At 70.0% G+C, this 23768-nt stretch carries 18 protein-coding genes and 1 tRNA gene; 14 read left to right on the top strand and 5 right to left on the bottom strand.

Annotated features, from left to right (window positions below; translation table 11 throughout):
• The gene (locus tag FHR38_RS29005; protein ID WP_376771447.1) at positions 1-948 is read left to right on the top strand and encodes a diacylglycerol kinase; all 948 of its coding nucleotides are present in this window, start codon (positions 1-3) and stop codon (positions 946-948) included.
• Between the two features lie 45 nt (positions 949-993).
• Here the strand turns inward: FHR38_RS29005 and FHR38_RS29010 are convergent, their stop codons facing one another.
• On the bottom strand, positions 994-1767 hold the full coding sequence (locus tag FHR38_RS29010; protein WP_376771448.1) for an HAD family hydrolase: 774 nt from the start codon (positions 1765-1767) through the stop codon (positions 994-996).
• Positions 1768-1853: 86 nt separating this feature from the next.
• Here FHR38_RS29010 and FHR38_RS29015 point away from each other — a divergent pair, with 86 nt between their 5' ends.
• Complete coding sequence (locus FHR38_RS29015; RefSeq protein ID WP_184538170.1) at positions 1854-4697, top strand: DEAD/DEAH box helicase; 2844 nt, start codon at positions 1854-1856, stop codon at positions 4695-4697.
• A gap of 21 nt (positions 4698-4718) precedes the next feature.
• Here FHR38_RS29015 and FHR38_RS29020 read toward each other — a convergent pair whose 3' ends face one another.
• Positions 4719-5639: a 5'-3' exonuclease gene (locus FHR38_RS29020; RefSeq protein ID WP_184538172.1), complete on the bottom strand. Its 921-nt coding sequence runs from the start codon at positions 5637-5639 to the stop codon at positions 4719-4721.
• 90 nt (positions 5640-5729) lie between these two features.
• Between FHR38_RS29020 and FHR38_RS29025 the strand changes: the two genes are divergently transcribed.
• Positions 5730-6650 (top strand): adenosine kinase, encoded by a 921-nt coding sequence (locus tag FHR38_RS29025; protein WP_184538174.1) that lies wholly within the window; start codon positions 5730-5732, stop codon positions 6648-6650.
• Positions 6651-6711: 61 nt separating this feature from the next.
• Here the strand turns inward: FHR38_RS29025 and FHR38_RS29030 are convergent, their stop codons facing one another.
• On the bottom strand, positions 6712-7389 hold the full coding sequence (locus FHR38_RS29030; protein WP_184538176.1) for a macro domain-containing protein: 678 nt from the start codon (positions 7387-7389) through the stop codon (positions 6712-6714).
• A gap of 183 nt (positions 7390-7572) precedes the next feature.
• Between FHR38_RS29030 and FHR38_RS29035 the strand changes: the two genes are divergently transcribed.
• Both FHR38_RS29035 and FHR38_RS29040 read left to right on the top strand, forming a co-directional pair.
• Entirely contained in the window at positions 7573-9189 is a 1617-nt protein-coding gene (locus FHR38_RS29035; protein WP_184538178.1) for an ADP-ribosyltransferase domain-containing protein, read from the top strand.
• A 110-nt stretch (positions 9190-9299) separates the two neighbouring features.
• Positions 9300-9372, top strand: a tRNA-Gly gene (locus tag FHR38_RS29040).
• A 65-nt stretch (positions 9373-9437) separates the two neighbouring features.
• Here the strand turns inward: FHR38_RS29040 and FHR38_RS29045 are convergent.
• A complete protein-coding gene (locus FHR38_RS29045) occupies positions 9438-10097 on the bottom strand; it encodes a C39 family peptidase (protein ID WP_184538180.1) in 660 nt (219 codons plus the stop codon).
• A gap of 427 nt (positions 10098-10524) precedes the next feature.
• Here FHR38_RS29045 and FHR38_RS29050 point away from each other — a divergent pair, with 427 nt between their 5' ends.
• The 3 genes from FHR38_RS29050 (at position 10525) to FHR38_RS29060 (ending at position 13299) form a co-directional block, all read left to right on the top strand.
• Entirely contained in the window at positions 10525-11640 is a 1116-nt protein-coding gene (locus tag FHR38_RS29050; RefSeq protein WP_184538182.1) for a M24 family metallopeptidase, read from the top strand.
• Positions 11637-12776 carry an acyl-CoA dehydrogenase family protein gene (locus FHR38_RS29055; protein WP_184538184.1) on the top strand — a complete coding sequence of 380 codons (1140 nt, stop codon included), beginning with the start codon at positions 11637-11639 and terminating at the stop codon, positions 12774-12776. The genes FHR38_RS29050 and FHR38_RS29055 overlap by 4 nt, the downstream gene beginning before the upstream one ends.
• A gap of 64 nt (positions 12777-12840) precedes the next feature.
• Positions 12841-13299, top strand: a complete 459-nt coding sequence (locus tag FHR38_RS29060; protein ID WP_184538186.1) for an Lrp/AsnC family transcriptional regulator — start codon at positions 12841-12843, stop codon at positions 13297-13299.
• A 96-nt stretch (positions 13300-13395) separates the two neighbouring features.
• Here FHR38_RS29060 and FHR38_RS29065 read toward each other — a convergent pair whose 3' ends face one another.
• Positions 13396-15270: a heavy metal translocating P-type ATPase gene (locus FHR38_RS29065; protein WP_184538188.1), complete on the bottom strand. Its 1875-nt coding sequence runs from the start codon at positions 15268-15270 to the stop codon at positions 13396-13398.
• Positions 15271-15596: 326 nt separating this feature from the next.
• Between FHR38_RS29065 and kdpF the strand changes: the two genes are divergently transcribed.
• From kdpF to FHR38_RS29095, 6 genes are all read left to right on the top strand, one after another.
• A complete protein-coding gene (kdpF, locus tag FHR38_RS32635; protein ID WP_184538190.1) occupies positions 15597-15686 on the top strand; it encodes a K(+)-transporting ATPase subunit F in 90 nt (29 codons plus the stop codon).
• A complete protein-coding gene (gene kdpA, locus FHR38_RS29075; RefSeq protein ID WP_184538192.1) occupies positions 15687-17342 on the top strand; it encodes a potassium-transporting ATPase subunit KdpA in 1656 nt (551 codons plus the stop codon).
• Positions 17343-17365: 23 nt separating this feature from the next.
• Complete coding sequence (gene kdpB, locus FHR38_RS29080) at positions 17366-19579, top strand: potassium-transporting ATPase subunit KdpB (protein ID WP_184538194.1); 2214 nt, start codon at positions 17366-17368, stop codon at positions 19577-19579.
• Positions 19579-20460, top strand: coding sequence for a potassium-transporting ATPase subunit C (locus FHR38_RS29085; protein ID WP_184538197.1), 882 nt, complete (start codon positions 19579-19581; stop codon positions 20458-20460). The genes kdpB and FHR38_RS29085 overlap by 1 nt, the downstream gene beginning before the upstream one ends.
• A gap of 86 nt (positions 20461-20546) precedes the next feature.
• The gene (locus FHR38_RS29090; protein ID WP_184538199.1) at positions 20547-23087 is read left to right on the top strand and encodes a sensor histidine kinase; all 2541 of its coding nucleotides are present in this window, start codon (positions 20547-20549) and stop codon (positions 23085-23087) included.
• Positions 23084-23764, top strand: a complete 681-nt coding sequence (locus FHR38_RS29095) for a response regulator (RefSeq protein ID WP_184538201.1) — start codon at positions 23084-23086, stop codon at positions 23762-23764. The genes FHR38_RS29090 and FHR38_RS29095 overlap by 4 nt, the downstream gene beginning before the upstream one ends.
• Positions 23765-23768 lie beyond the last annotated feature (4 nt).

Raw genomic sequence — 23768 nt, forward strand, 5'->3', positions numbered from 1 at the left:
GTGACCGCACACGATCAACTTGCCGGTGCCGTGCCCGACGGTGGGCTCCTCGACGGCCCGGTGGCCGTACTAGCCAATCCCACCGCTGGCCGGGGCCGGCGTCGGCTGCTGTTGCCTGCCGTGTTGGAGCGGCTCGGCGCGGCGGGGCGGGACGTATGGCTGTTGGCGGCCGACACTCCGGACGAGGCGCGGGCGGCGTGTCGCGACGCGGTCCGCGACGGGGCCGCCGCCCTGGTCACCATCGGCGGTGACGGCACCAGCCACCTGGCCATGCAAGCCGTCGGCGGAAGCCGGGTGGCGTTCGGTCCGGTGCCGGCCGGCACCGGCAACGACTTCGCCGTCGAGGCCGGCTACCCGGACGACCCGCTCGCCGCGGCCGACGTAATCGCCGCCGCGCTGGCCGCCGGCCGGACCCACACCCTGGACCTGGCCCGGTTGACCGGGGCCGATGGCGAGCAGCACTGGTACGGCACGGTGCTGGCCGCCGGCTTCGACGCAATCGTCAACGAGCGGGCCAATCGGATGAACTGGCCGCGCGGGCCACGCCGCTACGACCTTGCCATCCTGGTCGAGCTGGCTCGGCTCCGGCCCCGTCGCTACACGTTGCGTCTGGACGGGGAGGAGGAGCACCGGTTCGACGCGGTGCTGGTGGCGGTCGGCAACTGTGCCAGCTACGGCGGTGGGATGCGGATCTGCCCGATGGCCGATCCAGCCGACGGGAAGCTGGACGTGGTGGTCGCCGGGGCGGTCAGCCGGAGCACACTGGTGCGGATCAAGCCGCAGGTCTATCGGGGCACCCACGTGACGCATCCGCAGGTGCGGACCTATCGTGCGCATACCGTCGAACTGCACGCCGAGGAGATCGTCGGGTATGCCGACGGTGAGCGGCTCGCCCGGCTGCCGGTGACCGTGACCGCCGTACCCGGGGCGTTGCGGTTGCTGCGTTGACCTGTCCGGGCCGGTGGGAACCGGGTGGCTTCGACCGGGAGCGGGTCACTTCACCGGTAGGGCGAGGGCCAGCGTGGCGGTCAGACCGTTGGCGAGCCCGGCCTCGGCGGCTGGCAGCACCAGGGTGGCGAGCCCGGCGCGTACCGCCCCCGCATCGGCCGGGGTGTCCCCGACCATCAGCGCCCGCTCCGGGTCCACCCCGAGCATTCCGCAGGCCCGCAGGAAGATCCCCGGGTCGGGCTTGCAGCGGCCCACCTCGTACGACAGCACGAACGCGTCGACCAGGTCGGTGAGTTCCCACGCGGCGAAGAGCGGCCGGATGTCGAAGCCGATGTTGCTGACCACCGCCACCGGGACGCCGGCTGCCTTCAGCGTGCTCAACGTCGAGGCGGTGTCGGTGTAGGGCAACCAGCCCTCGGGACCGAGGAGGCGGTCGTAGAGGGCGTCGGCGAGTCCTTCGATGTCGGTGGCGACGGTGGCCGCCAGGCCGACGTAGGCATCCCGGTGCGCGTATGTATAGAGATCCCGGTCGGCCCACACCTCGGCCAGGTGCGGTGGGACCCGGGTAGGCAGCGGGCCGCCGGCCCGACCAGCGGTGATCAGACGGTCGGCGAGTGAGGTGGCGCGGACCCGGTCCAGGGTGACGCCGCACGCGGTGGCCCCGGCCAGGACCCAGCCGACCGGGTCCTCCACCTGGGCGAGCGTGCCGTGGAAGTCGAAGAGAACCGCGTCGAACGGCCGGCGCGGGGGCACCGGGTCCGGGTTGCTGGCGGCTCCGCTCGGCGTACGGGGCGTGGGGGGTTCGGCATGGTCCGGCACGTGGTGCACCCTACCGACCGGGTCGGACAGGGCTGTCCGACGGCCTGGCCGCATGGAGTTCCCCGGCACGCACTAATCTTGGGGTCATGTCGAGCCCCGCCGAGCGGTACGCCGCGGCGCGCCGCAGGGCCGCGCAGGCCAACATGTTCCCCGCGTTGGAGGAGTTCGCCCTCGATCTCGGGTTTGATCTTGATGATTTCCAGCGTGAGGCCTGCCAGGCGCTGGAACGGGGGAGCGGGGTGCTGGTCTGTGCCCCGACCGGTGCCGGTAAGACGGTCGTCGGTGAGTTCGCGGTGCATCTCGCCCTGCGCGCCAACCGGGCCGGCAGTGCCGGTGCCCCCCAGGCGGCCAGTGCCGATGTCGCGGTGTCGCCACCGGCCGGCGGACCGGCAGGCGCCCCCCGACGTAAGTGCTTCTACACCACCCCGATCAAGGCGTTGTCCAACCAGAAGTACCACGACCTGGTGGATCGCTACGGTGCCGACCAGGTGGGGCTGCTGACCGGCGACAACGCGATCAACGGGGACGCGCCGGTGGTGGTGATGACCACCGAAGTGCTGCGCAACATGCTCTACGTCGGCTCGGCCACCCTGGAGGGCCTCGCCTACGTGGTGATGGACGAGGTGCACTACCTCGCCGACCGGTTCCGGGGCGGGGTCTGGGAGGAGGTGATCATCCACCTTCCGCCGTCGGTGACGCTGGTGTCCCTGTCGGCGACAGTCTCCAACGCCGAGGAGTTCGCCGAGTGGCTGGTCACCGTCCGGGGAGAGACCGAGGTGGTGGTCAGCGAGCACCGGCCGGTGCCGCTGTGGCAGCACATGCTGGTCGGCCGACGGATGTTCGATCTGTTCCACGACGCGGACGCGGCCCGTAAACACGACGTACATCCGGAACTGCTGCGCTACACCCGGGAGACCATGCGCCGGCTGGAACTTGGCGACGCCGCCTCCGGCGGGCCGGGGCAGGGTTGGAATCGCCGCGGCCCCCGCTGGCGCGGCCCGCTCCGAGCCGACGTGGTGGAACGACTGGATCGGGAAGGACTACTTCCGGCGATCCTGTTCATCTTCAGCCGGGCCGGCTGCGCTGCCGCCGTACAACAATGCCTGGCCGCTGGGCTGCGTCTGACCACACCCGATGAGCGAGCCGAGATCCGGCACGTGGTGGAGAGCCGGATCACCACCATCCCCAGTGAGGACCTGTCGGTGCTCGGCTACTGGGAATGGCTCGACGGACTGGAACGTGGCCTGGCCGCGCACCACGCGGGGATGCTGCCGGCGTTCAAGGAGGTGGTCGAGGAACTGTTCGTACGCGGTCTGGTCAAGGCGGTCTTCGCCACCGAGACGCTGGCCCTGGGCATCAACATGCCGGCCCGGTGCGTGGTGCTCGAACGCCTGGTCAAGTTCAACGGTGAGGCACACGTCGACCTGACGCCGGGGGAGTACACCCAGCTGACCGGCCGGGCGGGGCGGCGGGGCATCGACGTCGAGGGGCACGCGGTCGTCGTCTGGTCCCCGGAGGTCGAACCGCGGCACGTCGCCGGCCTGGCCTCCACCCGTACCTATCCGCTGCGGTCGAGTTTCCGGCCGTCGTACAACATGGCGGTCAACCTGGTCGGCTCGGTCGGTGCCGAACCGGCCCGCGCGCTGCTGGAGTCGTCGTTCGCGCAGTTCCAAGCCGACCGGTCGGTGGTCGGATTGGCCCGGCAGGTGCAGCGCAACGTCGAGACCATGGAGGCGTACGACGTCGAGGCCGACTGCCACCACGGCGACTTCGGTGAGTACTTCGCTCTGCGGGTGGCGATCGGGGAGCGGGAGCGGGCCCTGGCCCGGCAGGGACAGGCCCAACGCAAGGCCGACGCGATCGCCTCCCTGGAGCGACTGCGGATCGGCGACGTGATTCGGGTGCCGTCGGGCCGCCGGTCCGGTCTGGCCGTGGTGCTCGAACCTGGCGGCGGCGGCTTCGGCGAACCGCGCCCGCTGGTGCTGACCCAGGACCGGTGGGCCGGGCGGGTCACCCCGGGCGACTTCACCAGTCCGGCCGAGGTGCTGGCCCGCATCCGGGTGCCCCGGCACTTCAACCCGCGTTCGCCAGCCGCCCGTCGGGACCTGGCCGCAGCGGTCATCGCGACCGGGCTGGACCGGCATCCTCGTCGTCGGGCGGGTCGAGCCCGAAGCAACGGCGAGGACCACCGACTGACCGAGTTGCGCGCCGAACTGCGTCGGCACCCCTGCCATGCCTGCCCGGAGCGGGAGGAGCATGCCCGCTGGGCCGAACGGCGGCGGCGGCTGGACCGGGACACCGACGAACTGCGCCAGCGGGTCGCGGGGCGGACCGGCTCGCTGGCTCGGACCTTCGACCGGATCTGCGCCCTGCTCACCGCGCGCGGCTACCTCGCGCCGGAGGGCGGGGTTACCGAGGCTGGCCGGATGCTCGGCCGGATCTGGACCGAGACCGACCTGCTGGTGGCCGAGTGCCTACGCCGGGGGGTGTGGGACGGGCTGTCCCCGTCGGAGCTGGCCGCTGCCGTGTCCGTGATCGTGTACGAGGCCCGTCGGGACACCGACGAGCGGGCGTCCGTGCCCCGGGGTGCGGTGGCCGAGGCGGTCGATACGACGTTGAAGCTCTGGTCCGAAATCGAGTCCGACGAGGCGTCCCGAGGGTTGGAGGTGACCCGGGAGCCGGATCTCGGGTTTGTCTGGCCGATCTACCGGTGGGCCCGCGGCGAGGCGCTGGCCAAGGTGTTGGCCAGTGGGCACGACCTCGACGGTGAGATGCCGGCCGGGGACTTCGTCCGGTGGGCCCGGCAGGTGGTCGACCTGTTGGGGCAGCTCTCCGACTCGGGGGGCGCCTCCAGCGACCTGCGGTCCACCGCCCGGGCGGCCATGACCGCCGTCAACCGGGGCATCCTGGCCTACCACGCCGCATCCTGACCGGAGTCCACCCGGAGCGGGTCACCGCGTTGCGCTGATCGCCTCGATCAGTCGCCGGCAGGAGCTGGCGAGGTTCCACTGTTCGGCGAGTTTCAGCAGCCGCTCCTCGTCGACCGGCACCGGCGGCAGTGCGGTGACCAGCTTCGGCAGTGGTACGTCCAGCGCCACCCGCACCACCTGGGGCGCCACCGTCAGATACTCACGGGCGGCGAGCAGCTTGGCACGTAGCCCCGGGGCGAAGCCGGCGTCCGGGTCGTCCAGCCCGGCCAGGATGGCGTCCAGGCTGCCGTACCGGTCGATCAGCCGGGCGGCGGTCTTCTCCCCGACCCCCGGCACGCCTGGCAAGCCGTCGCTCGGGTCACCGCGCAGCGCGGCGAAGTCGGCGTACCCGACCGCCGGCACACCGTACTTCGCCCGTACGGCCGCGTCGTCACAGTCCTCCAGCTTGGCCACGCCCCGGCCGCAGTAGAGCAGCCGTACGCCCCGGGCGTCGTCGACGAGCTGGAACAGGTCACGGTCCCCGGACACCACCTCGACCGGGCCGGGCTGGGTCACGGCCAACGTGCCGAGTACGTCGTCCGCCTCGTAGCCCGCCGCACCGATCGCCGGGATGCCCACGGCGGCCAGCACCTCCAACAGCAGCGGCACCTGGGGAACCAGGGTGTCCGGCACGACCTCGCCTCCGGCGGGTGCCAGTCGGTGTGCCTTGTACGACGGCAGCAGCGCCACCCGCCACTCCGGACGCCAGTCGTAGTCCAGGGCGCATACCAGTCGGTCCGGTCGACGGTTACGGATCAACGTGGCGAGCATGTCCAGGAATCCGCGTACGGCGTTGACCGGACTGCCGTCGGGTGCCTTGGCCGCGGACTCCGGGATGCCGAAGTAGGCCCGGAAGTAGAGGCTCGGCGCGTCGACGAGGAGCAGGGGAGGGCTTTCGTTCACTCACACAGCCTCGCACAGCGGACTGAGAAAACCGGCGATGCGCCGGCCCGGGTCATCAGCGATACCCTCGGCGGGAACGAGGGAGATCAGTTGTCTGACCAGACCGACGTGCTGGTGCTCGGTGGTGCCGGCGTCGACACCATTGTCCACGTGCCCGACCTGCCGCTGCCGTTCCAGGACAGTTACCACGTCCCGGCGATCGAGATGCGCGCCGGGCAGACCGGTGACAACGTGGCCCTGGGGCTGCGGGCACTGGGACTGCGCACCGTGCACATCGACGTGCTCGGCGACGACCGGGAGGGTGAGCTGGTCCGTGCCCTGCACGAGGCGTACGACATTCCGCTGCTCGCCGTACCGACGGGTGCCGGCACCAAGCGGGCGGTGAACCTGGTGGACCCCACCGGTCGGCGACTGTCGCTCTACGACGGAAGCCGGAGTGACGACAGCGACCGGCTGCCGGCGGAGCTGCTCGCGGCGCACACGTCGAAGGCCCGGCTCGTCCACGTGTCCATCACCCACCCCTGCCAGCACGCCATCGGACAGCTCGTCGACTCTGCGGCGGTCGTCTCCACCGACCTGCACGACTGGGACGGCGAGAATCCGTACCACGAGGCATTCGCCTACGCCGCCGACGTGGTCTTCCTCTCGGCGACGGCGCTGGTCGACGGCCCGGCCGCCCTACGTCGGATCATCGACGCAGGGCGGGCCCGGATCGTGGTCGCCACGGCCGGTGCCCAGGGCGGGTACGCCCTGGTGCGGGGCGAGGACGAGATCCGCCCCTTCACCGCCGTCCGCCCTGTGGCACCTGTCATCGACTCCAACGGCGCCGGTGACGCCTTCGTGGCCGGGTTCCTGTGTGGACACCTGGCGGGGGCACCGGTGGAAACCTGCCTGAGGTACGGCGCGATCGCCGGGGCGCACGCCTGCACTGTCCCGAGCACCCGGGTCGATCCCATCGCGCGGTCCGTTCTGCTCGACCGTGCCGCCATACCGGCAGTGTCGCCCGGCTGAGGCATTGCCGCTGCCGTCCCACGTTCGACAATGGGCGTACCGGGCGTTATCGCGTTACTCGTCAGCGGCGCGGGCCCGACGGTGCGGGGGGCGTAATCCGTACCCGCTCGTCCGCCGGGCGGCTCTCGATGTCGTTGAGCTGCGCGCAGATCGTCTCCCGCAGGTCGTCGTAGTCCTGGAAGCGGTAGTCGTGGAAGAGGGTGTGCGCGGCCCACATCAGATTGGCGCAGACCTGGGCCGGCACCCGGCCGGTCGCCGCGCCCATGCCGACCAGCGCCACCGACCTGATGCTGCCTGGCTGCCGTTCGTTCTGCAGGTGGATGGCCTGGAAGGCCGCAGCGCAGGCCAGTGCCACGTTCAGTGTTTCGCGCACGTCCGCTACGGACTCTTCCATCGTCGGGGTCGAGATCAGGAACTTCGGGTTGGCGGCGCCGGAGGTTACGCACACGGCACTTCCGACCGGCAGGGCTTCTCCGAACCGGTCCCGGATCGCGCGCTGGACACGCAGTTGGATTCCCGGTCCGAGGTGTCGTTTGATGACGGCGTCGACCCCGCCGTCCATCCGTCCACGGGAGTTGGTCGGACTGACCCAGGCATCGACCCGCTGGACGAGGATCGACCCCTTGACGATCTCGACGTCCGGGCTGTCGGCGAACGCCGACCGCCACGCCTGCACCACCTTTGCGTTGACGTCGGTCAACACCACTCTGAGCGGCGGCTGTACGGGTTCGATGGTCATAGCTCACTCCGGGTCGGGGAACGGATTGTCTCCAGCGCCCAGGAAGGTACCGGGCGGCACCGACAAGCAGGATGCCGAAGGAGGCGACGCGATCGATCAGGTGGATGTCCGAGCCCGGTGCTATAACGACAGCCCCTGCCACTCGTGCCGTCGCCGGCACGGTTCGCCTCTCCGGAGCCCACGATGAGCGACACCCACGTCCCACCGCCACTCGACCCGGACGACCAGCTGGGTCTCGCCGAACTTTTCTCCGGTGGCGGCGAGCCGTGGCTGCCGCTGTTGAAGCCGGCCATCGAGGCACAGCCGACAGCACACACCTTCATCGGCCCTGCCCGCAGCCCGAAGATCGTCCCCGTCCGCGAACTGACCTTCCAGGCGCTCAAGCCCAACCCGCCACACAAATGGAAGGTCGTCGTCTTCGGGCAGAACCCGTACCCACGGCCGGAGAGCGCCACCGGCATCGCGATGTTCGACAACACCTTCCACGACTGGGCGGACAGCCAGTTCGGCAAGGTCATTAGCATCCGCTGCATCATCAAGGCCGCGGCGATGTGGAAGCACGGGATACCCAAGAAGACGCCGATCGCCGACATTCGCGCACTGCTCAAAGAGCACGACACCGTCCAGCCACCGGAGTGGTTCCAGGCGATGCTCGCGCAGGGTGTGCTGCTGCTCAACGCTTCGCTCACCGCCAGCAGTGACGGTGTGATGGCCACCGACCAGCACACCGCGTTCTGGCGGCCGGTCGTCGAGAAGCTCGTCGAGGAGATCCTGCGGGCCAAGCAGAACGCCGACGAGCAGGACCGGGGCGTGGTGTTCGCGTGGTGGGGAGCCCACGCCCGTACGCTCAAGAGCGTCGTGCTCCGGCTCCAGAAGAAGTACCCCGGGGTGGAGGTCCGGCACATCGACCACCCGAACCCCGCAGCGCAGGGGGACATCTTCTGCGACGGGGACCACTTCGCCACAGTGAACGCGGCGCTCCGAGCGCTCGGAGCCGACGAAATCGACTGGTTGCCCAGCAAGGGGTGGGACAAGCTCGCGGCCGTTCAGGGCGGTACGGACGCGGCCACAGCCGACCGCATGGGGGCGTTCATCGCCTCCACCATGGAGCTGCACAAGCTCTACCTGGACCGGCTGGCCAGCGTCAAGGACGAGGGTCTGGCTCTCCCCGCCATCACCGGCGTCTTCGACACCCCACTCATGGACTTCCGGGAAGCCGTCGCCCCGGCCGCCAAACTGCTGTCGAATCTCGACTGGCACGTGGTGCGATCGCACGAGTTCGGCAAGCGGCAGACGGACAGCGTGACCAGCGGGTTGTCCGCCGACGAGGTCGCGGCTCTCTACCTGTACACCTGTGAATCGGCGTTCTACCGGCAGATCAATGCCACCCTGCGCAATCCGGATCGCACCAGGATCGTTCCCTATCTCCCGTACCTGCGACTTCTGTTCTCGGCCGTGTCCCGGCTGCCAGCCCGTACCGGGCCGCTGTGGCGCGGGGTGTCGCTGGATCTGCGGGCGCAGTATCCGCTCGGCGAGACCGTGACCTGGTGGGGCGTGTCCTCGTGTACGTCGAAGTTGGGCGTGGCCGAGGCGTTCCTCGGCCGTCGCGGCAAGCGGACGCTCTTCGAGGTACGCCCCGTTCGCGCGGTCAGCATCCGCGACTTCTCCGCCTTCACGGGTGAGGAGGAGTTCATTCTCGCTCCCGGTACGCAGCTCAAGGTGACCGACGTCAAGTCCGAACGTGGCGGCCTGTGCACCGTACGGCTGACCGAACTGGATGAGCAGCGGATGGTGGCGTGACGTAGCTGGAACGCGATCGATGCCAGACGTTCCGGTCGTACCACTGAGTGGCTGCTGCGATCAGAGTGCTACGGTTCTTGCCGGTCATCGGGGAGAAACCTGGATGACAAGCGGACGTAGCGCAGCTGGTAGCGCATCACCTTGCCAAGGTGAGGGTCGCGGGTTCGAATCCCGTCGTCCGCTCAGACGACGACGAAGGGCCAGCCCGGTGTGGGCTGGCCCTTCGTTGTGTTGCTTGTGTGTCTGGATCAGGCGGAGTAGCCGCGGGTGGCGATCCAGTCGGCGAGGTTGTCGGTGGTCATCCAGTAGCTGGCGGTGTTGGGGTTGGCGGAGTCTGCGATTTTCACCTTGTTGCCGTTGTCGGTGTAGCCGGTGACGGAGATGTAGTGGCCGCCTTGGAAGGAGTGGGTGCCGCCTTCTGTGTCGGTGGCGGTGCCGGCGATGTTGGCGACGACGGCGCGGCCGTTGTCGACTGCCTTGCGGATGTCGTCGGCGAGTTTGTTGGTCTGCTTGTCGTCGGCTGACCGGTCGGGGATGGCGATGGTTTTGTACTTGTTGCCGCCGACGACCTTGTTGAGGACGCGGGTGGTGTCTTCGGCGGAGTTGGTGCCGTCTTCGGTGGTGCCGAGTTGCTTGGCGGCTTCGTCTTGGTTGATGTGGTGGCCGGAGGCGCTCAACGCGTTTCGGGTGGCGGCGGGGCCGCAGTAGTAGAAGTTGGTTTGGGCTTCGTACTTGAGGTCGAGTTCCTTGGCCTTACCGCTGTCGCGCTTGTCGTGCTGCACCTTGGCGGCCGGCTTGCCGGTGTCGGCGTGGGCGGGGGTGGTGGTGAAGGGGGCGGCGGCGAGGCCGCCGGTGAAGGCGAGGCCGGCGATGCCGAGGGCGGTCTTGCGCATGGTGGTGGTGTTCATGATGGGTGGTTCCTTTCGTTCCGGGGGTGTGCGGCACGCGCGTCACGTGGGGGTGTGGGGTGCCGCGAACAAAGGAAAGGAAGTAAGTAGGAAGGGGGAAACCCTGGTTCGCTGTGCGTCTTCCTTGGGTGTCCCGGGGGTGTAACGACTGTGGGCCGGCGGCTATTTCCGCCGGGGCCGGGGTGCCGGGCTCCGGGTGCCGGGGGGCGGACCTGTTGGTCGCCTGGGGGCTGTCCGGGAGGCTGTCCGGGGAGGCCGGAGGTGGGGGGTGCTGCTCCGGGCGTCGGTGGGTTCAACGCCTGGGGGTGGGGGGTCATTCCACGGATCCGGACACCGACCAGTGTCGATCATGGGGGCAATCGGGCATGAACCGGACGCCGAGGCGAGGCTGTTCGTAACCGACCCGAACGACCGTTAAGCTGATCGGGTGGATGTTGACGATCTTTTCCCGCCGCACCGGCTGGCCGCCGCCCAGCAGGCCGCCGCCGAGGCAGGGCTCGACGCGTTGCTCATCCCGCCCGGCTCCGACCTGCGTTACCTGACCGGATACCACGCTCACGCGTTGGAACGGCTCACCTGCCTTGTACTGCCCGCCGAGGGTGAACCGACGCTGATCGTGCCAGCACTGGAGCGTCCCGCCGCCGAGGCGTCTCCCGCGTCCCGGGCCGGCGTACGCATCGTCGACCACGTCGACGGTACGGATCCGTACCCGTTGGTGGTGAAGGCCCTCGGCGGCCCGGTTGGCGCGATCGGGCTGGGTGACCGGATGTGGGCCGAGCAGGTCCTCGCGTTGCGTACGGCGCTGCCCGGAGTGATCCAGCGACTGGCCGGTGAGACCCTGCGCGAGCTGCGGATCCGTAAGTCCCTGGCCGAGGTGGCAGCACTCCGGGCGGCCGGTGCGGCGATCGACGCGGTACACGCCCGGATGGGCGAATGGCTGCGGCCCGGCCGCACCGAGGCACAGGTCGCGGCGGACATCGCGGTAGGCATCCGGGACGCCGGCCATGCCAGCGTCGACTTCGTCATCGTGGCATCCGGGCCGAACGCGGCCAGTCCGCACCACGAGCCTTCGGACCGGCTGATCGAGCCCGGCGACCCCGTGGTGGTCGACATCGGCGGGACCATGCCGTCCGGCTACTGCTCGGACTCCACCCGCACCTATGCCACCGGCGGTCGGCCGCCCAGCGAGTTCCTCGAATACTACGAAGTCCTGCACGTGGCACAGCGGGCCGCGGTAGCCGCGGTAGGTCCCGGGGTCACCCCCCAGACGGTGGACGCCGCCGCTCGGGAGATCATCACGGAGGCCGGCTATGGGTCGCAGTTCCTGCACCGTACCGGGCACGGCATCGGCATGGACACTCACGAGGAGCCGTACATCGTGGCTGGTGCCACTCGCCCACTGGAACCGGGGATGACGTTCTCCGTCGAGCCGGGCATATACCTGGCGGGCCGACACGGGGCCCGCATCGAGGACATCGTCGTCTGTACCCCGGACGGCGTGGAACGGCTCAACCTCACCCCCACGGAGCTCACCCCGCTATGACTGTCGACCGGATCCTGCCTACCGACGAGGCATACGACCTGCTCGCCCTCACCACGGAACTCGCCGACCGGGAACTCGCCCCCCGGGTGGCGGAGTTCGAGACCCGGGGCGAATTCCCCCGTGAGGTGCTCCGTACCCTCGGCCGGGCCGGGCTGCTCGGGCTGCCCTATCCCGAGGAGTACGGCGGTGCCGCCCAGCCGTACGAGGTCTACCTGCAGGTGCTGGAGATCCTGGCGAGCCGGTGGCTGGCGGTTGCCGAGGCGGTCAGCGTGCACACCTTGTCGGTCTATCCGGTCGCCACCTATGGCAGCGAGCAACTGCGGGAACGGCTGCCCGAGATGATTGGCGGCGAACTGCTGGGGGCCTACTGCCTGTCCGAGCCGCAGGGCGGGTCCGACGCGGCGGCCCTGGCGACTCGGGCTCGACGGGACGGCGACGAATTCGTCGTGTCCGGCACCAAGGCGTGGATCACCCATGCCACCATCGCCGACTTCTACAACGTCTTCTGCCGTACCGGTAGTTCGGGAGCGTCCGGTATTTCCTGCCTGCTCGCCGATCGGGGCACTCCGGGCATCCTGCCTCAGACGCCGGAACGGACGATGGGCCTGCGGTCGTCGCCGGTGGCGCAAATCGCCTTCGACGACGCGCGGATACCGGCCGACCGGCTGATCGGCACGGAGGGTGTCGGATTCACCATTGCCATGACCGCGCTGGATTCCGGCCGGCTCGGAATCGCCGCCTGCGCCGTCGGGTTGGCCCAGGCGGCACTGGACTACGCGGTGAGCTATGCCCGGGAACGGGAGCAGTTTGGACGTTCCATCATCGACTTTCAGGGGTTGGGTTTTCTCCTCGCCGACATGGCCACCCAGGTGTCCGCCGCCCGGGCACTGACGCTGACCGCGGCCCGGCTGCGCGACGCCGGCCGGCCCTACTCGATCGAGGCGGCGAAGGCCAAGTTGTTCGCCTCCGACATGGCGATGCGGGTGACCACCGACGCGGTGCAGGTCCTGGGAGGTGCCGGCTACGTCGCCGATCATCCGGTAGAACGGTTCATGCGAGAGGCGAAGGTGCTTCAGATCGTCGAGGGGACCAATCAGATCCAGCGAATGGTCATTTCCCGTTCCCTCGCGCGGTGATGAACGACTCGACGCGCGATCGGCACCGCCCCGAAACTCAGTTACTGCGTGTAGGTTCCTGCCTGTGGAGGACATCGATCGGGCTATCATCGCCGCGCTGACCGCGGACGGCCGCCTTTCCTATACAGATCTTGCGGAAAAGGTGGGTTTGTCGGTGTCTGCGGTGCATCAACGGGTGCGCCGGCTGGAACAACGCGGAGTCATCAAGGGATACACGGCCAAGGTCTCGTACGAAGCCCTGGAACTGCCCCTGACCGCGTTCGTGGCGATCCGGCCGTTCGACCCGTCCCAGCCCGACGACGCCCCGGAACGGCTGGCCCACCTCCCCGAGATCGACTCGTGCTACTCGGTAGCGGGGGAGGACTTCTACCTTCTGTTGATCCGGGTGGCCGGGCCAGCCGACCTGGAACGGGTGCTGCAGGAGATTCGTACCGCGGCCAACGTGACCACCCGCACCACCGTCGTGCTTTCCACACCGTACGAGGCCCGACCACCGAAGATCGGAACCGCACCGACAACCTAGGTCGGGGTCGGTCCTCCACTATGGAAGGCCATCGCCCGAACGGTCTTGGGACCGCCGCCCCGGTCCCCGCTGATGCCCGCCCGTCCCGGTGGTCCGCTATCCGGGCTGATGCGGGACGGTCGGCTGGGCGCGTACTCCGCCGGACAACGCGCGCAGGGCGTTGAGGATGACCGCGACGTCGATCCCCTCCTGGAGGAACGCCCCGGCGACCGGGGGAAGCGCGCCGGCCGCCGCCACGATCATGGCGATGACGGCCAGCCCCATCCCGCCCGTCGCGCTCTGCACGGCGATCCGCCGGGCGTACCGGGCGATCTCCACGGTTTCGGCGAGCCGATCCAACCGGTCAACGGTCAGTACCGCGTCGGCGACCTCCGCCGAGGCGGTCGCCCCGCTCGCACCGATCGCCACTCCGACGTCGGCGGCGGCCAGCGCCGGAGCATCGTTGATGCCGTCGCCCACCATCACCGTCACGGCGTGCTCCGACTCGGCCCGTACCCGTTCGACCTTGTCCTCGGGGCGGCACAGCGGTACGACCTCGTCGACCCGGACGATCCGGGCGACCCGCTCGGCCACCGGTGGCTGGTCCCCGGTGAGCATCAGGATCCGGGTGAACCCGGCCTGCCGCAGCCGGTCGATGGTGGGCACCGCGTCGGGGCGTACCGGGTCGCGGAGCAGCAGCACACCGGCCACCTCACCCTCGACGTCGACCCATACCGCCGACATGCCTTCCCGGTCTGCCCGCTGTCGCGTCTGCTCAGCCCAGCCGGGCAACTCGGCGCTCACCTGGCCGACCCGTACGCGGCGACCCTCGACCCGTCCGCTGACCCCCCATCCGGGCTCCTCGGTCACCTCCTCGGGAATCGCCAGTTTCAGCTGGCGGGCAGCGGCCTCCCGGACGATCGCGGTGGCCAGCACGTGCTGGGACAGCTGCTCGACCGACGCCGCCAACCGGAGCACCTCGTCCGGGCTCCGCCCGGGTGCCGCCACCGTCTCCGCCGTCGCCGGGCGGCCCTCGGTCAGGGTGCCGGTCTTGTCGACCAAGAGCGTACGGGCCCGCCCCAGCACCTCCAGTGAGCCGCCGTCCCGGACCAGTACGCCCCGGCGGGCAGCTCGGGACACACCGGAGACGATCGCGATCGGGGTGGCCAGCAGCAGGGGGCACGGGGTCGCCACCACCAGTACCGCCACGGCCCGGCCGAACGAGCCGGATACCGCCCAGCCCAAGCCGGCGACGATCAGCGTGAACGGTACGAAGGCCGCCGCGTACCGGTCGGCGAGCCGGACCACCGGTGCCTTCCGGGCGGTGGCCTCCTGCGCCAGCCGGACGATCCCGGCGTAGGTGCTGTGGGCTGCCGTCTCCGTGGCCCGCATGCCGAACGCCGCCCCGGCGTTGACCACACCACTGGCCACCGGCCGGTCCGGCCCGAGTTCGACCGGCCGGGACTCGCCGGTCACCACCGACTCGTCGATCGACGCGGCCTCCTCGGTGCGGCCGTCGACCGCCACCACCTCGCCCGGGCCCACCAGCAGCCGGTCCCCGGGGCGGACCGCCTCCAGGTCGACCACCTCGACCCCGCCGCCCGCAGTCCGTCGTTTCGCCGTACGGGGTGCCCGGCTGAGCAGTTCGTGCAGGTCGCGCGTCGCCCTACGCTGGGCGTACTCCTCCAGGGCCCGGCCGGTCGCCAGCATCAGCGCGATCACCGCACCGGCCAGGTACTCGCCGATGACGAGGGCCCCCAGGAGTGCCAGCGCTGCGATCACGTCGACCCCGAAGTGCCGGTGAAACAACGAGCGGATCACCGTGTATGCGGTCGGCAGCAGCGTGCCGACCGTCGCGGCAGCCCAGAGCAGTTCGGCGCTCCATCGTGGGCCGGTGAACCAGAGCACCCCACCGGCGACGACCACAATGCCGAGGCCGACCAACGGCCCCCACTCCCACCAGCCGCGCCATCGCGCCAGCCATGACTTCATCGTCGGTCGCCTCCCGGGCACTTGCTGCCCGTACCGATCCTCGCAATCCGATCGCTGAGCCACGCCGGAAACGGCACAGCCCTGAGCCGGCACGGCCCCCGAACCTGGTGTCAAGACGGCGTCAAGAACCAGGACCCGGCCGTAGCGGGACCGTCAGGAGGGGTTATCGGAGCTGGCCAGGGACGTTTGCATGGTCTGACGCGGCCGGTTGTGGCCGTGGTCGACCTGTTGTGGAGGAGACGTTCGGTGCTCGACGTCGTGTTCGTGCTGCTGACAGTGGGACTGTTCGCGGCCCTCACCCTGCTCGTGCGGGCGGTGGAGCGACTGTGAACGCGGTCAATCTCATCGGCTTGATCGTGGCGGCCGGGTTGGCCGTCTTCCTGGTGGTCGCCCTGCTGTTTCCGGAGCGTTTCTAGATGACTACGACGACCGCGGGCGTGATCTTCATCGTCACGCTCGGCGCCGCCCTGGTGGCGGTCTACCGCCCGCTGGGCGACTACATGTTCCGGGTGGTCTCCGCCACCGCCCACTCGCGGGTCGAGCGGGGCATCTACCGGGTGGTGGGGGTGGACCCGGCCACAGAACAGTCCTGGGGCCGGTACGCCCGTAGCCTGTTGGCCTTCTCGGTCCTCTCCCTGCTGTTCCTCTACGGTCTGATGCGGCTCCAGGACAAGCTCTGGCTGTCCCTGGGGCTCGACCCGGTCACCGACCACGTCGCCTGGAACACCGCCGTCTCGTTCGTCGCCAACACCAACTGGCAGGCGTACTCCGGTGAGTCGACCATGGGCCATCTGGTGCAGATGGCCGGGCTGGCGGTGCAGAACTTCGTCTCGGCGGCGGTGGGCATCGCGGTGGCGGTCGCCCTGGTCCGGGGCTTCGCCCGGAGCCGCACCGAGCAGCTGGGCAACTTCTGGGTGGATCTGGTGCGGATCACCCTGCGGATCCTGCTGCCCATCTCGGTGCTCGGCGCCATCGCGCTGATGATCGGTGGCGTGGTGCAGAACCTCTCCAGCGGTACGGAGGTCTCCACGCTGGTCGGCGGGACCCAGACGGTCACCGGCGGCCCGGTGGCCAGCCAAGAGGTGATCAAGCTGTTGGGTACCAACGGTGGTGGCTTCTACAACGCCAACAGCTCCCATCCGTTCGAGAACCCCACCGCCTGGACCAACTGGCTGGAGATGTTCCTGATCCTCGTCATCCCGTTCAGCATGCCGCGGCTGTTCGGCCGGATGGTCGGGCAGAACCGGCAGGGTTACGCCATCGTGGCCGTGATGGCGGTCCTGGCGGTGGCCAGTATCGCCCTCACCAACGTGTTCGAGCTGACCGGCCACGGCACCGTGCCGGAGGCGGTGGGTGCGGCGATGGAGGGCAAGGAGTCCCGGTTCGGCGTGTCGAACTCGGCGACCTTCGCCGCGGTCACCACGTTGACTTCGACCGGCGCGGTCAACTCGTTCCACGACTCCTACACCGCGCTCGGCGGCATGATGCCGCTGGTCAACATGATGCTGGGCGAGGTCGCCCCGGGCGGGGTCGGGGCCGGGCTGTACGGCCTGCTGGTCCTCGCCGTGATCACCGTCTTCGTCGCCGGTCTGATGGTCGGACGCACCCCCGAGTACCTGGGCAAGAAGATCGGGGCCAGGGAGATCAAGCTCGCCTCGCTGTACTTCCTGGTCACCCCGACCCTGGTGCTGGCCGGTACCGCCGCCGCGTTCGCCACCGGCAACAGCTCCACCGCGCTCAACGTCGGGCCACACGGGCTCTCCGAGGTGCTCTACGCGTTCACCTCCGCCAGCAACAACAACGGCTCGGCCTTCGCCGGGATCACCGTCAACACCCTCTGGTGGGACACCGCGCTCGGGCTGTGCATGCTGCTCGGCCGCTTCCTGCCGATCGTCCTGGTGCTCGCGCTCGCCGGATCACTGGCCCGGCAGCGGCCCGTACCCGAAACCGACGGCACGTTGCCGACCCACCGGCCGCTCTTCGTCGGCATGGTCGTCGGTGTGACCGTGGTGTTGGTGGCGCTGACCTTCCTACCCGCGCTCGCTCTCGGCCCGCTGGCCGAGGGCCTGTGAGAGACCTGCTGAGGAAAGAGAAGATGACTGTCACCCCTGCACCGCCCGCCCCGGTGGACGAGCAGCCACCGGCCGGACGAACGGGTACCCGCCCGTCCGCCGGTGAACCGGGTCGGCGGATCGGCGGCGGCCTGCTGGACCCCCGGCAGATGATCCGCTCGCTGCCCGACGCGTTACGCAAACTCAACCCCGTCACGCTGTGGCGCAACCCGGTGATGCTGATCGTCGAGATCGGCGCGGCGCTCACCACGGTGCTCGCCGTCGTCGACCCCAACCTCTTCGCCTGGGCGATCACCATCTGGTTGTGGCTGACCGTCGTGTTCGCCAACCTCGCCGAGGCGGTTGCCGAGGGCCGCGGCAAGGCGCAGGCGGCCACCCTGCGGCAGGCCCGCAAGGACACCATCGCCACCCGGCTCGTGGGCTGGACCCCGGGTGCCCGGCCGGCGCAGTACCGGGAGGAGGCGGTCGCCGCCCCGGAGTTGATGCCCGACGACATCGTGCTGATCGAGGCCGGCGGCGTGATCCCGGGCGACGGGGACGTCGTCGAGGGCATCGCCAGTGTGGACGAGTCGGCGATCACCGGCGAGTCGGCACCGGTGATCCGCGAGTCCGGTGGTGACCGCAGCGCGGTCACCGGCGGCACCCGCGTGCTCTCCGACCGGATCATCGTAAAGATCACCCAGAAGCCGGGGGAGAGTTTCGTCGACCGGATGATCAGCCTGGTCGAGGGGGCCAATCGGCAGAAGACACCCAACGAGATCGCGCTGAACATCCTGCTCGCCGCGCTCACCCTGATCTTCCTGCTGGCGGTGGTGACCCTCCAGCCGCTGGCCATCTTCGCCAAGGACTACCAGGCCGCCGCCCCGGACAGCGCCGCGATCACCGGCGACGGGGTCACCGGTATCGTGCTCGCCTCGCTGCTGGTCTGTCTGATCCCCACCACCATCGGCGCGCTGCTGTCGGCGATCGGAATCGCCGGAATGGACCGTCTGGTCCAGCGCAACGTGCTGGCGATGAGCGGCCGGGCCGTCGAGGCGGCCGGCGACGTGGACACCCTGCTGCTGGACAAGACCGGCACCATCACCCTGGGCAACCGGCAGGCCGCCGAGTTCCTGCCCGTCGAGGGTGTGACCCCGGCGGAGGTGGCCGACGCCGCCCAGTTGGCCAGCCTCGCCGACGAGACCTCCGAGGGCCGCTCGGTGGTCGTACTGGCCAAGAACGAGTACGGCCTGCGGGCCCGCGAGGAGGGCGTGGTCCCGCACGCCACCTTCGTACCGTTCACCGCGCAGACCCGGATGAGTGGCGTGGACCTGGGCGCCGAGGGGGTCGACGGCGGGGTACGGCAGATCCGCAAGGGTGCGGCCACCGCCGTGATGAAGTGGGTCCGCGACAACGGCGGCCACCCCTCGGACACCGTCGGGCAGATCGTCGACGCTATCAGTGGTGGCGGCGGCACCCCACTGGTGGTCGCCGAGTGTTTCGAGGGCAGCCCGGCCTGCGCCCTCGGGGTCATCCACCTCAAGGACGTGGTCAAGAGCGGGATGCGGGAACGCTTCGACGAGATGCGCCGGATGGGCATCCGGACCGTCATGATCACCGGTGACAATCCCCGTACCGCGAAGGCCATCGCCGACGAGGCCGGGGTGGACGACTTCCTGGCCGAGGCGACACCGGAGGACAAGCTCGCCCTGATCCGGCGGGAGCAGGAGGGCGGCCGGCTGGTCGCGATGACCGGCGACGGCACCAACGACGCACCCGCGCTGGCCCAGGCCGACGTCGGGGTGGCGATGAACACCGGTACGTCGGCGGCCAAGGAAGCCGGCAACATGGTGGACCTGGACTCCGACCCGACCAAGCTGATCGAGATCGTCGAGATCGGCAAGCAACTACTCATCACCCGGGGCGCGCTGACCACGTTCTCCATCGCCAACGACATCGCCAAGTACTTCGCGATCATCCCGGCGATGTTCGCCACCGTCTACCCGAGCCTGGACACGCTCAACATCATGCGGCTGTCCAGCCCCGAATCCGCGATCCTGTCCGCGGTCATCTTCAACGCGATCATCATCGTGGCGCTCGTACCACTGGCGCTACGTGGAGTGCGCTACCGGCCGAGCAGCGCGGCGGCCCTACTGCGCCGCAACCTGTGGATCTACGGCCTGGGCGGCATCGTCGCCCCGTTCGTCGGCATCAAACTGATCGACCTTCTCATCCAGTTCATCCCAGGGATCTCGTGATGCGTCTACCAGCCTGGTTCTCCCAGCACCTCGCCGCGCTACGCGCGGTCCTGGTCCTCACCGTCCTGCTCGGGTTGGTCTACCCGCTGGCCATGGTGGCCGTCGGCCGGCTACCCGGCCTGTCCGACCGGACCGACGGCTCGCTCGTTCGCGACGGCGGGGGCAAGGTGATCGGCAGTCGGATCATCGGACAGTCGTTCACCGACGCCGACGGCAATCCGCTGCCGGCCTACTTCCAGAGCCGCCCCTCGGCCGCCGGGGACGGCTACGACCCGACCTCCACCAGCGCCAGCAACCTCGGCCCGGAGAGCGTGGTGGACACCCTCTCCGACGATCCGGAGGAGGCGTCGCAGAGCCTGCTCACCCAGGTCTGCGCCCGCAGCCGCGCGATCGGTGAACGGGACGGCGTGGACGGGCGCCGGCCGTACTGCACCGACGACGGGGTTGGCGCGGTCCTGTCCGTCTACCGCCGGGACGGGCTGACCGGGCCGGTGATCCGGGTGGTCAGCGTCAACCAGGCCTGCCCGGTGACGCCGTTCCTGGCGACCTACGCCGGGACCACCGTCGAGTGCGCCCGGCCCGGCGAGGACTACCGAGGTGGCCTGGTCACCCCGGTACGGGGTGACGCGCCGACCGAGCCGGCGGTGCCGGCCGACGCGGTCACCGCCAGCGGCAGCGGGCTCGACCCGCACATCAGTCCGGCGTACGCCCGGCTCCAGGTGGCCCGGGTGGCCCGGGAGCGGGCCACCGACGTCGCCACGGTGCAGCGGCTGGTCGACGCGTACACCTCCGGCCGTCAGTTGGGCTTCCTGGGGGAGCCGGTGGTCGACGTGTTGGGGCTCAACCTCGCCCTGGACCGGGACCTGCCGGTCCGCCGCTGAGGCGTTGAGGCGTTAGGAAGGGCCCCTTGTTATACAGAAAACGATAGGAAGGGGCCCTTCCTCACATGCGAGGGCAGGATCGACACGTGGCACGTGGCCAGTTGCGGATCTACCTCGGGGCGGCCCCCGGGGTGGGCAAGACCTACGCGATGCTGGAGGAGGCGCACCGACGAGCCGAGCGGGGAACGGACGTGGTCGTGGGGTTCGTGGAGCCCCACGGCCGGCAGGCCACCGCGGCCATGATCGGTGACCTGGAGGTGCTACCCCGGCGGACGATGAGCTACCGGGGCGTGGAGTTCGCCGAGATGGACCTGGCCGCGCTCCTGGAGCGACGCCCCGAGGTCGCCATCGTCGACGAGTTGGCCCACACCAACGTCCCGGGCTCCAGCAACCTCAAGCGCTGGCAGGACGTGCAGGAGTTGCTGGAGGCCGGCATCACCGTGTTGTCCACGGTCAACATCCAGCACCTGGAGTCGCTCAACGACGTGGTGGAGCAGATCACCGGGGCGAAGCAGCGGGAGACCGTACCGGACGAGATCGTCCGCCGGGCAGAGCAGGTCGAACTGGTCGACATGACGCCGGAGGCGTTACGTCGCCGAATGGCGCACGGCAACATCTACCGTCCCGACAAGATCGACGCCGCGCTCGGCAACTACTTCCGGATCGGCAACCTCACTGCTCTGCGCGAGCTGTCCCTGCTCTGGTTGGCCGACAAGGTAGACGAACAGCTGGGCCGCTACCGTACCGACCACGACATCGGGGCCACCTGGGAGGCGCGCGAGCGCGTGGTGGTGGCGCTCACCGGCGGCCCCGAGGGGGAGACGTTGGTCCGCCGGGCCGCCCGGGTGGCGGCCCGCAGCAAGGGGGCCGACCTGCTGGCCGTACACGTTGCCCGAAGCGACGGGCTGGTCGGCGCGGACCCGGCCCAGTTGGCCCGGCAGCGGGTACTGGTGGAGAGCCTGGGCGGCACCTACCACCAGGTGGCAGGCAACGACATTCCCGCGGCGTTGCTCGACTTCGCCCGGGGAGTCAATGCCACCCAGATCGTGCTGGGGGCCAGCCGCCGGGGCCGGTTCGCGCAGTTCCTCTCACCCGGGGTCGGGGTGACCACCACCGCGCGATCCGGGTCGATCGACGTCCACCTGGTCACGCATGAGCAGATCGGGCGCGGACGACGACAGGTCTCGGTCGGCAGCGCGCTGTCGCGCCGCCGCCGCCTGGCCGGGTTCGCCCTGGCCGCGGTGGGCATGCCACTACTCACGTACGGGGGGCTCCTCCTCGAGGACGGCCTCTCCCTGACCAGCGAGATCCTGGTGTTCCTCGCCGGGGTCGTGGGAGTGGCGCTGGTGGGCGGGCTGTGGCCGGCACTGCTGGCGGCAGTGGTCGGCTCCCTGCTCATCAACTACTTCTTCACCCCGCCCACCCGCGACTTCACCATCGCGCAGCGGGAGAACCTGCTCGCGCTCGCGGTCTTCCTCGTCGTCGCGGCGGCGGTGAGCGCGGTGGTGGACCTGGCCGCCCGGCGGACCCGGGAGGCGGCTCGGGCCAGCGCCGACGCGCAGACCCTGGCCACCGTCGCGGGTGGGGTGCTGCGGGGTGCCCGACCGCTGACCGCGCTGCTGGAACGGCTGCGGGAGACGTTCACCCTGCGTACGGTGGCCCTGCTGGAACGGCTGCCGGACGCACCGCCCGGCCCGGACCTGCAACGTGACCCCAATGCCTGGCGGATCGCCGCCAGCGTCGGCCCGCAACCGTGCGCCACCCCGGCCGCTGGCGACGTCGACGTACGGGTCGACGAAAACCTTTCGTTGGTGCTCAGTGGGCGGCTGCTGGACGCCGCCGATCGACGCATCGTCGAGGCGTTCGCCGCGCAGGCGGCGGTGGCGCTGCGGCAGGAGCGACTCAGTGAGGAAGCGGCAGCGGTTCGGCCGTTGGCGGAGGCCGACCGGATGCGTACCGCCCTGCTGGCGGCGGTCAGCCACGACCTGCGTACCCCGCTGGCCTCCGCCAAGGCGGCGGTGACCAGTCTGCGCAGCGTGGAGGTCGAGTTCGACGAGGCCGATCGGGACGAACTACTGGCCACGGCCGAGGAGTCGTTGGACCGACTGGGGCAGCTGGTGGCAAACCTGTTGGACATGAGCCGGTTGCAGGCGGGGGTGCTGGGCCTGTCGCTGACGCCGATCGGGCTGGAGGACGCCGTACCACCGGCGCTGGACGAGTTGGGTGAGCCGGCCCGGCAGGTCCGGGTACGACTTCCCGCCCACCTGCCGGCGGTGTTGGCCGACCCGGGGCTGCTGGAACGGGTGTTGGTCAATGTGGTGGCCAATGCCCTGCGGTTCAGTCCGTCGGACCGGCCGCCCCTGGTCACCGCCAGCGAACACGGCGGACAGGTTGAGCTGCGGGTGGTGGACCAGGGGCCGGGCATCCCGCACGAGGAGTGGGAACAGGTCTTCCTGCCCTTCCAGCGCTACGGTGACCGCGACAACCATGCCGGTGTGGGGCTCGGACTGGCCCTGTCCCGAGGGCTCGCCGAGGCGATGGGCGGCAGCCTGGTGCCGGAGGATACGCCCGGCGGTGGACTGACGCTGGTGCTCAGTCTGCCCTCGGCGGAAGGAGAGAGTCGGTGACCCGGGTGCTCGTGGTCGACGACGAACCGCAGATCCTGCGCGCGTTGCGGATCAACCTGCGCGCCCGCCGCTACGACGTGGCTGTGGCCGCCGACGGTGCCGCCGCGTTGCGGCTGGCCGCCAGTCACCATCCGGACCTGGTGGTTCTGGACCTGGGTCTGCCCGACATGGACGGGGTCGAGGTGATCCGGGGATTGCGGGGGTGGACCAACGTCCCGATCATCGTGCTCTCCGGCCGGGCCGGCAGTCAGGACAAGGTCGCCGCGCTCGATGCCGGGGCCGACGACTACGTCACCAAGCCGTTCGGGGTGGACGAACTGCTGGCCCGGGTGCGCGCGGTGACCCGACGCACCACGGGGGCGGGGGAGGCGGTGCCCGCCGTCGTCGTCGGACGGCACACGGTCGATCTGGCGGCGCACGTCGTACGCGCCGACGACGGCACCGAGCTCCGGCTGACCCCGACCGAGTGGCACCTGCTGGAGATCCTGGTCCGTAACCCGGGCCGGCTGGTGAGTCAGCGTCAGTTGCTGCACGACGTGTGGGGCCCGCAGTACCAGTCCGAGACGAACTATCTACGGCAGTACATGGCCCAGTTGCGGCGAAAACTGGAGGCCGACCCGGCCCGGCCCCGGCACCTGCTGACCGAGCCGGGTATGGGCTACCGCTTCCAGCCGTAGCCCG

Origin of the sequence: Micromonospora polyrhachis (assembly GCF_014203835.1) — a bacterium.
GTDB classification, from domain to species: domain Bacteria; phylum Actinomycetota; class Actinomycetes; order Mycobacteriales; family Micromonosporaceae; genus Micromonospora_H; species Micromonospora_H polyrhachis.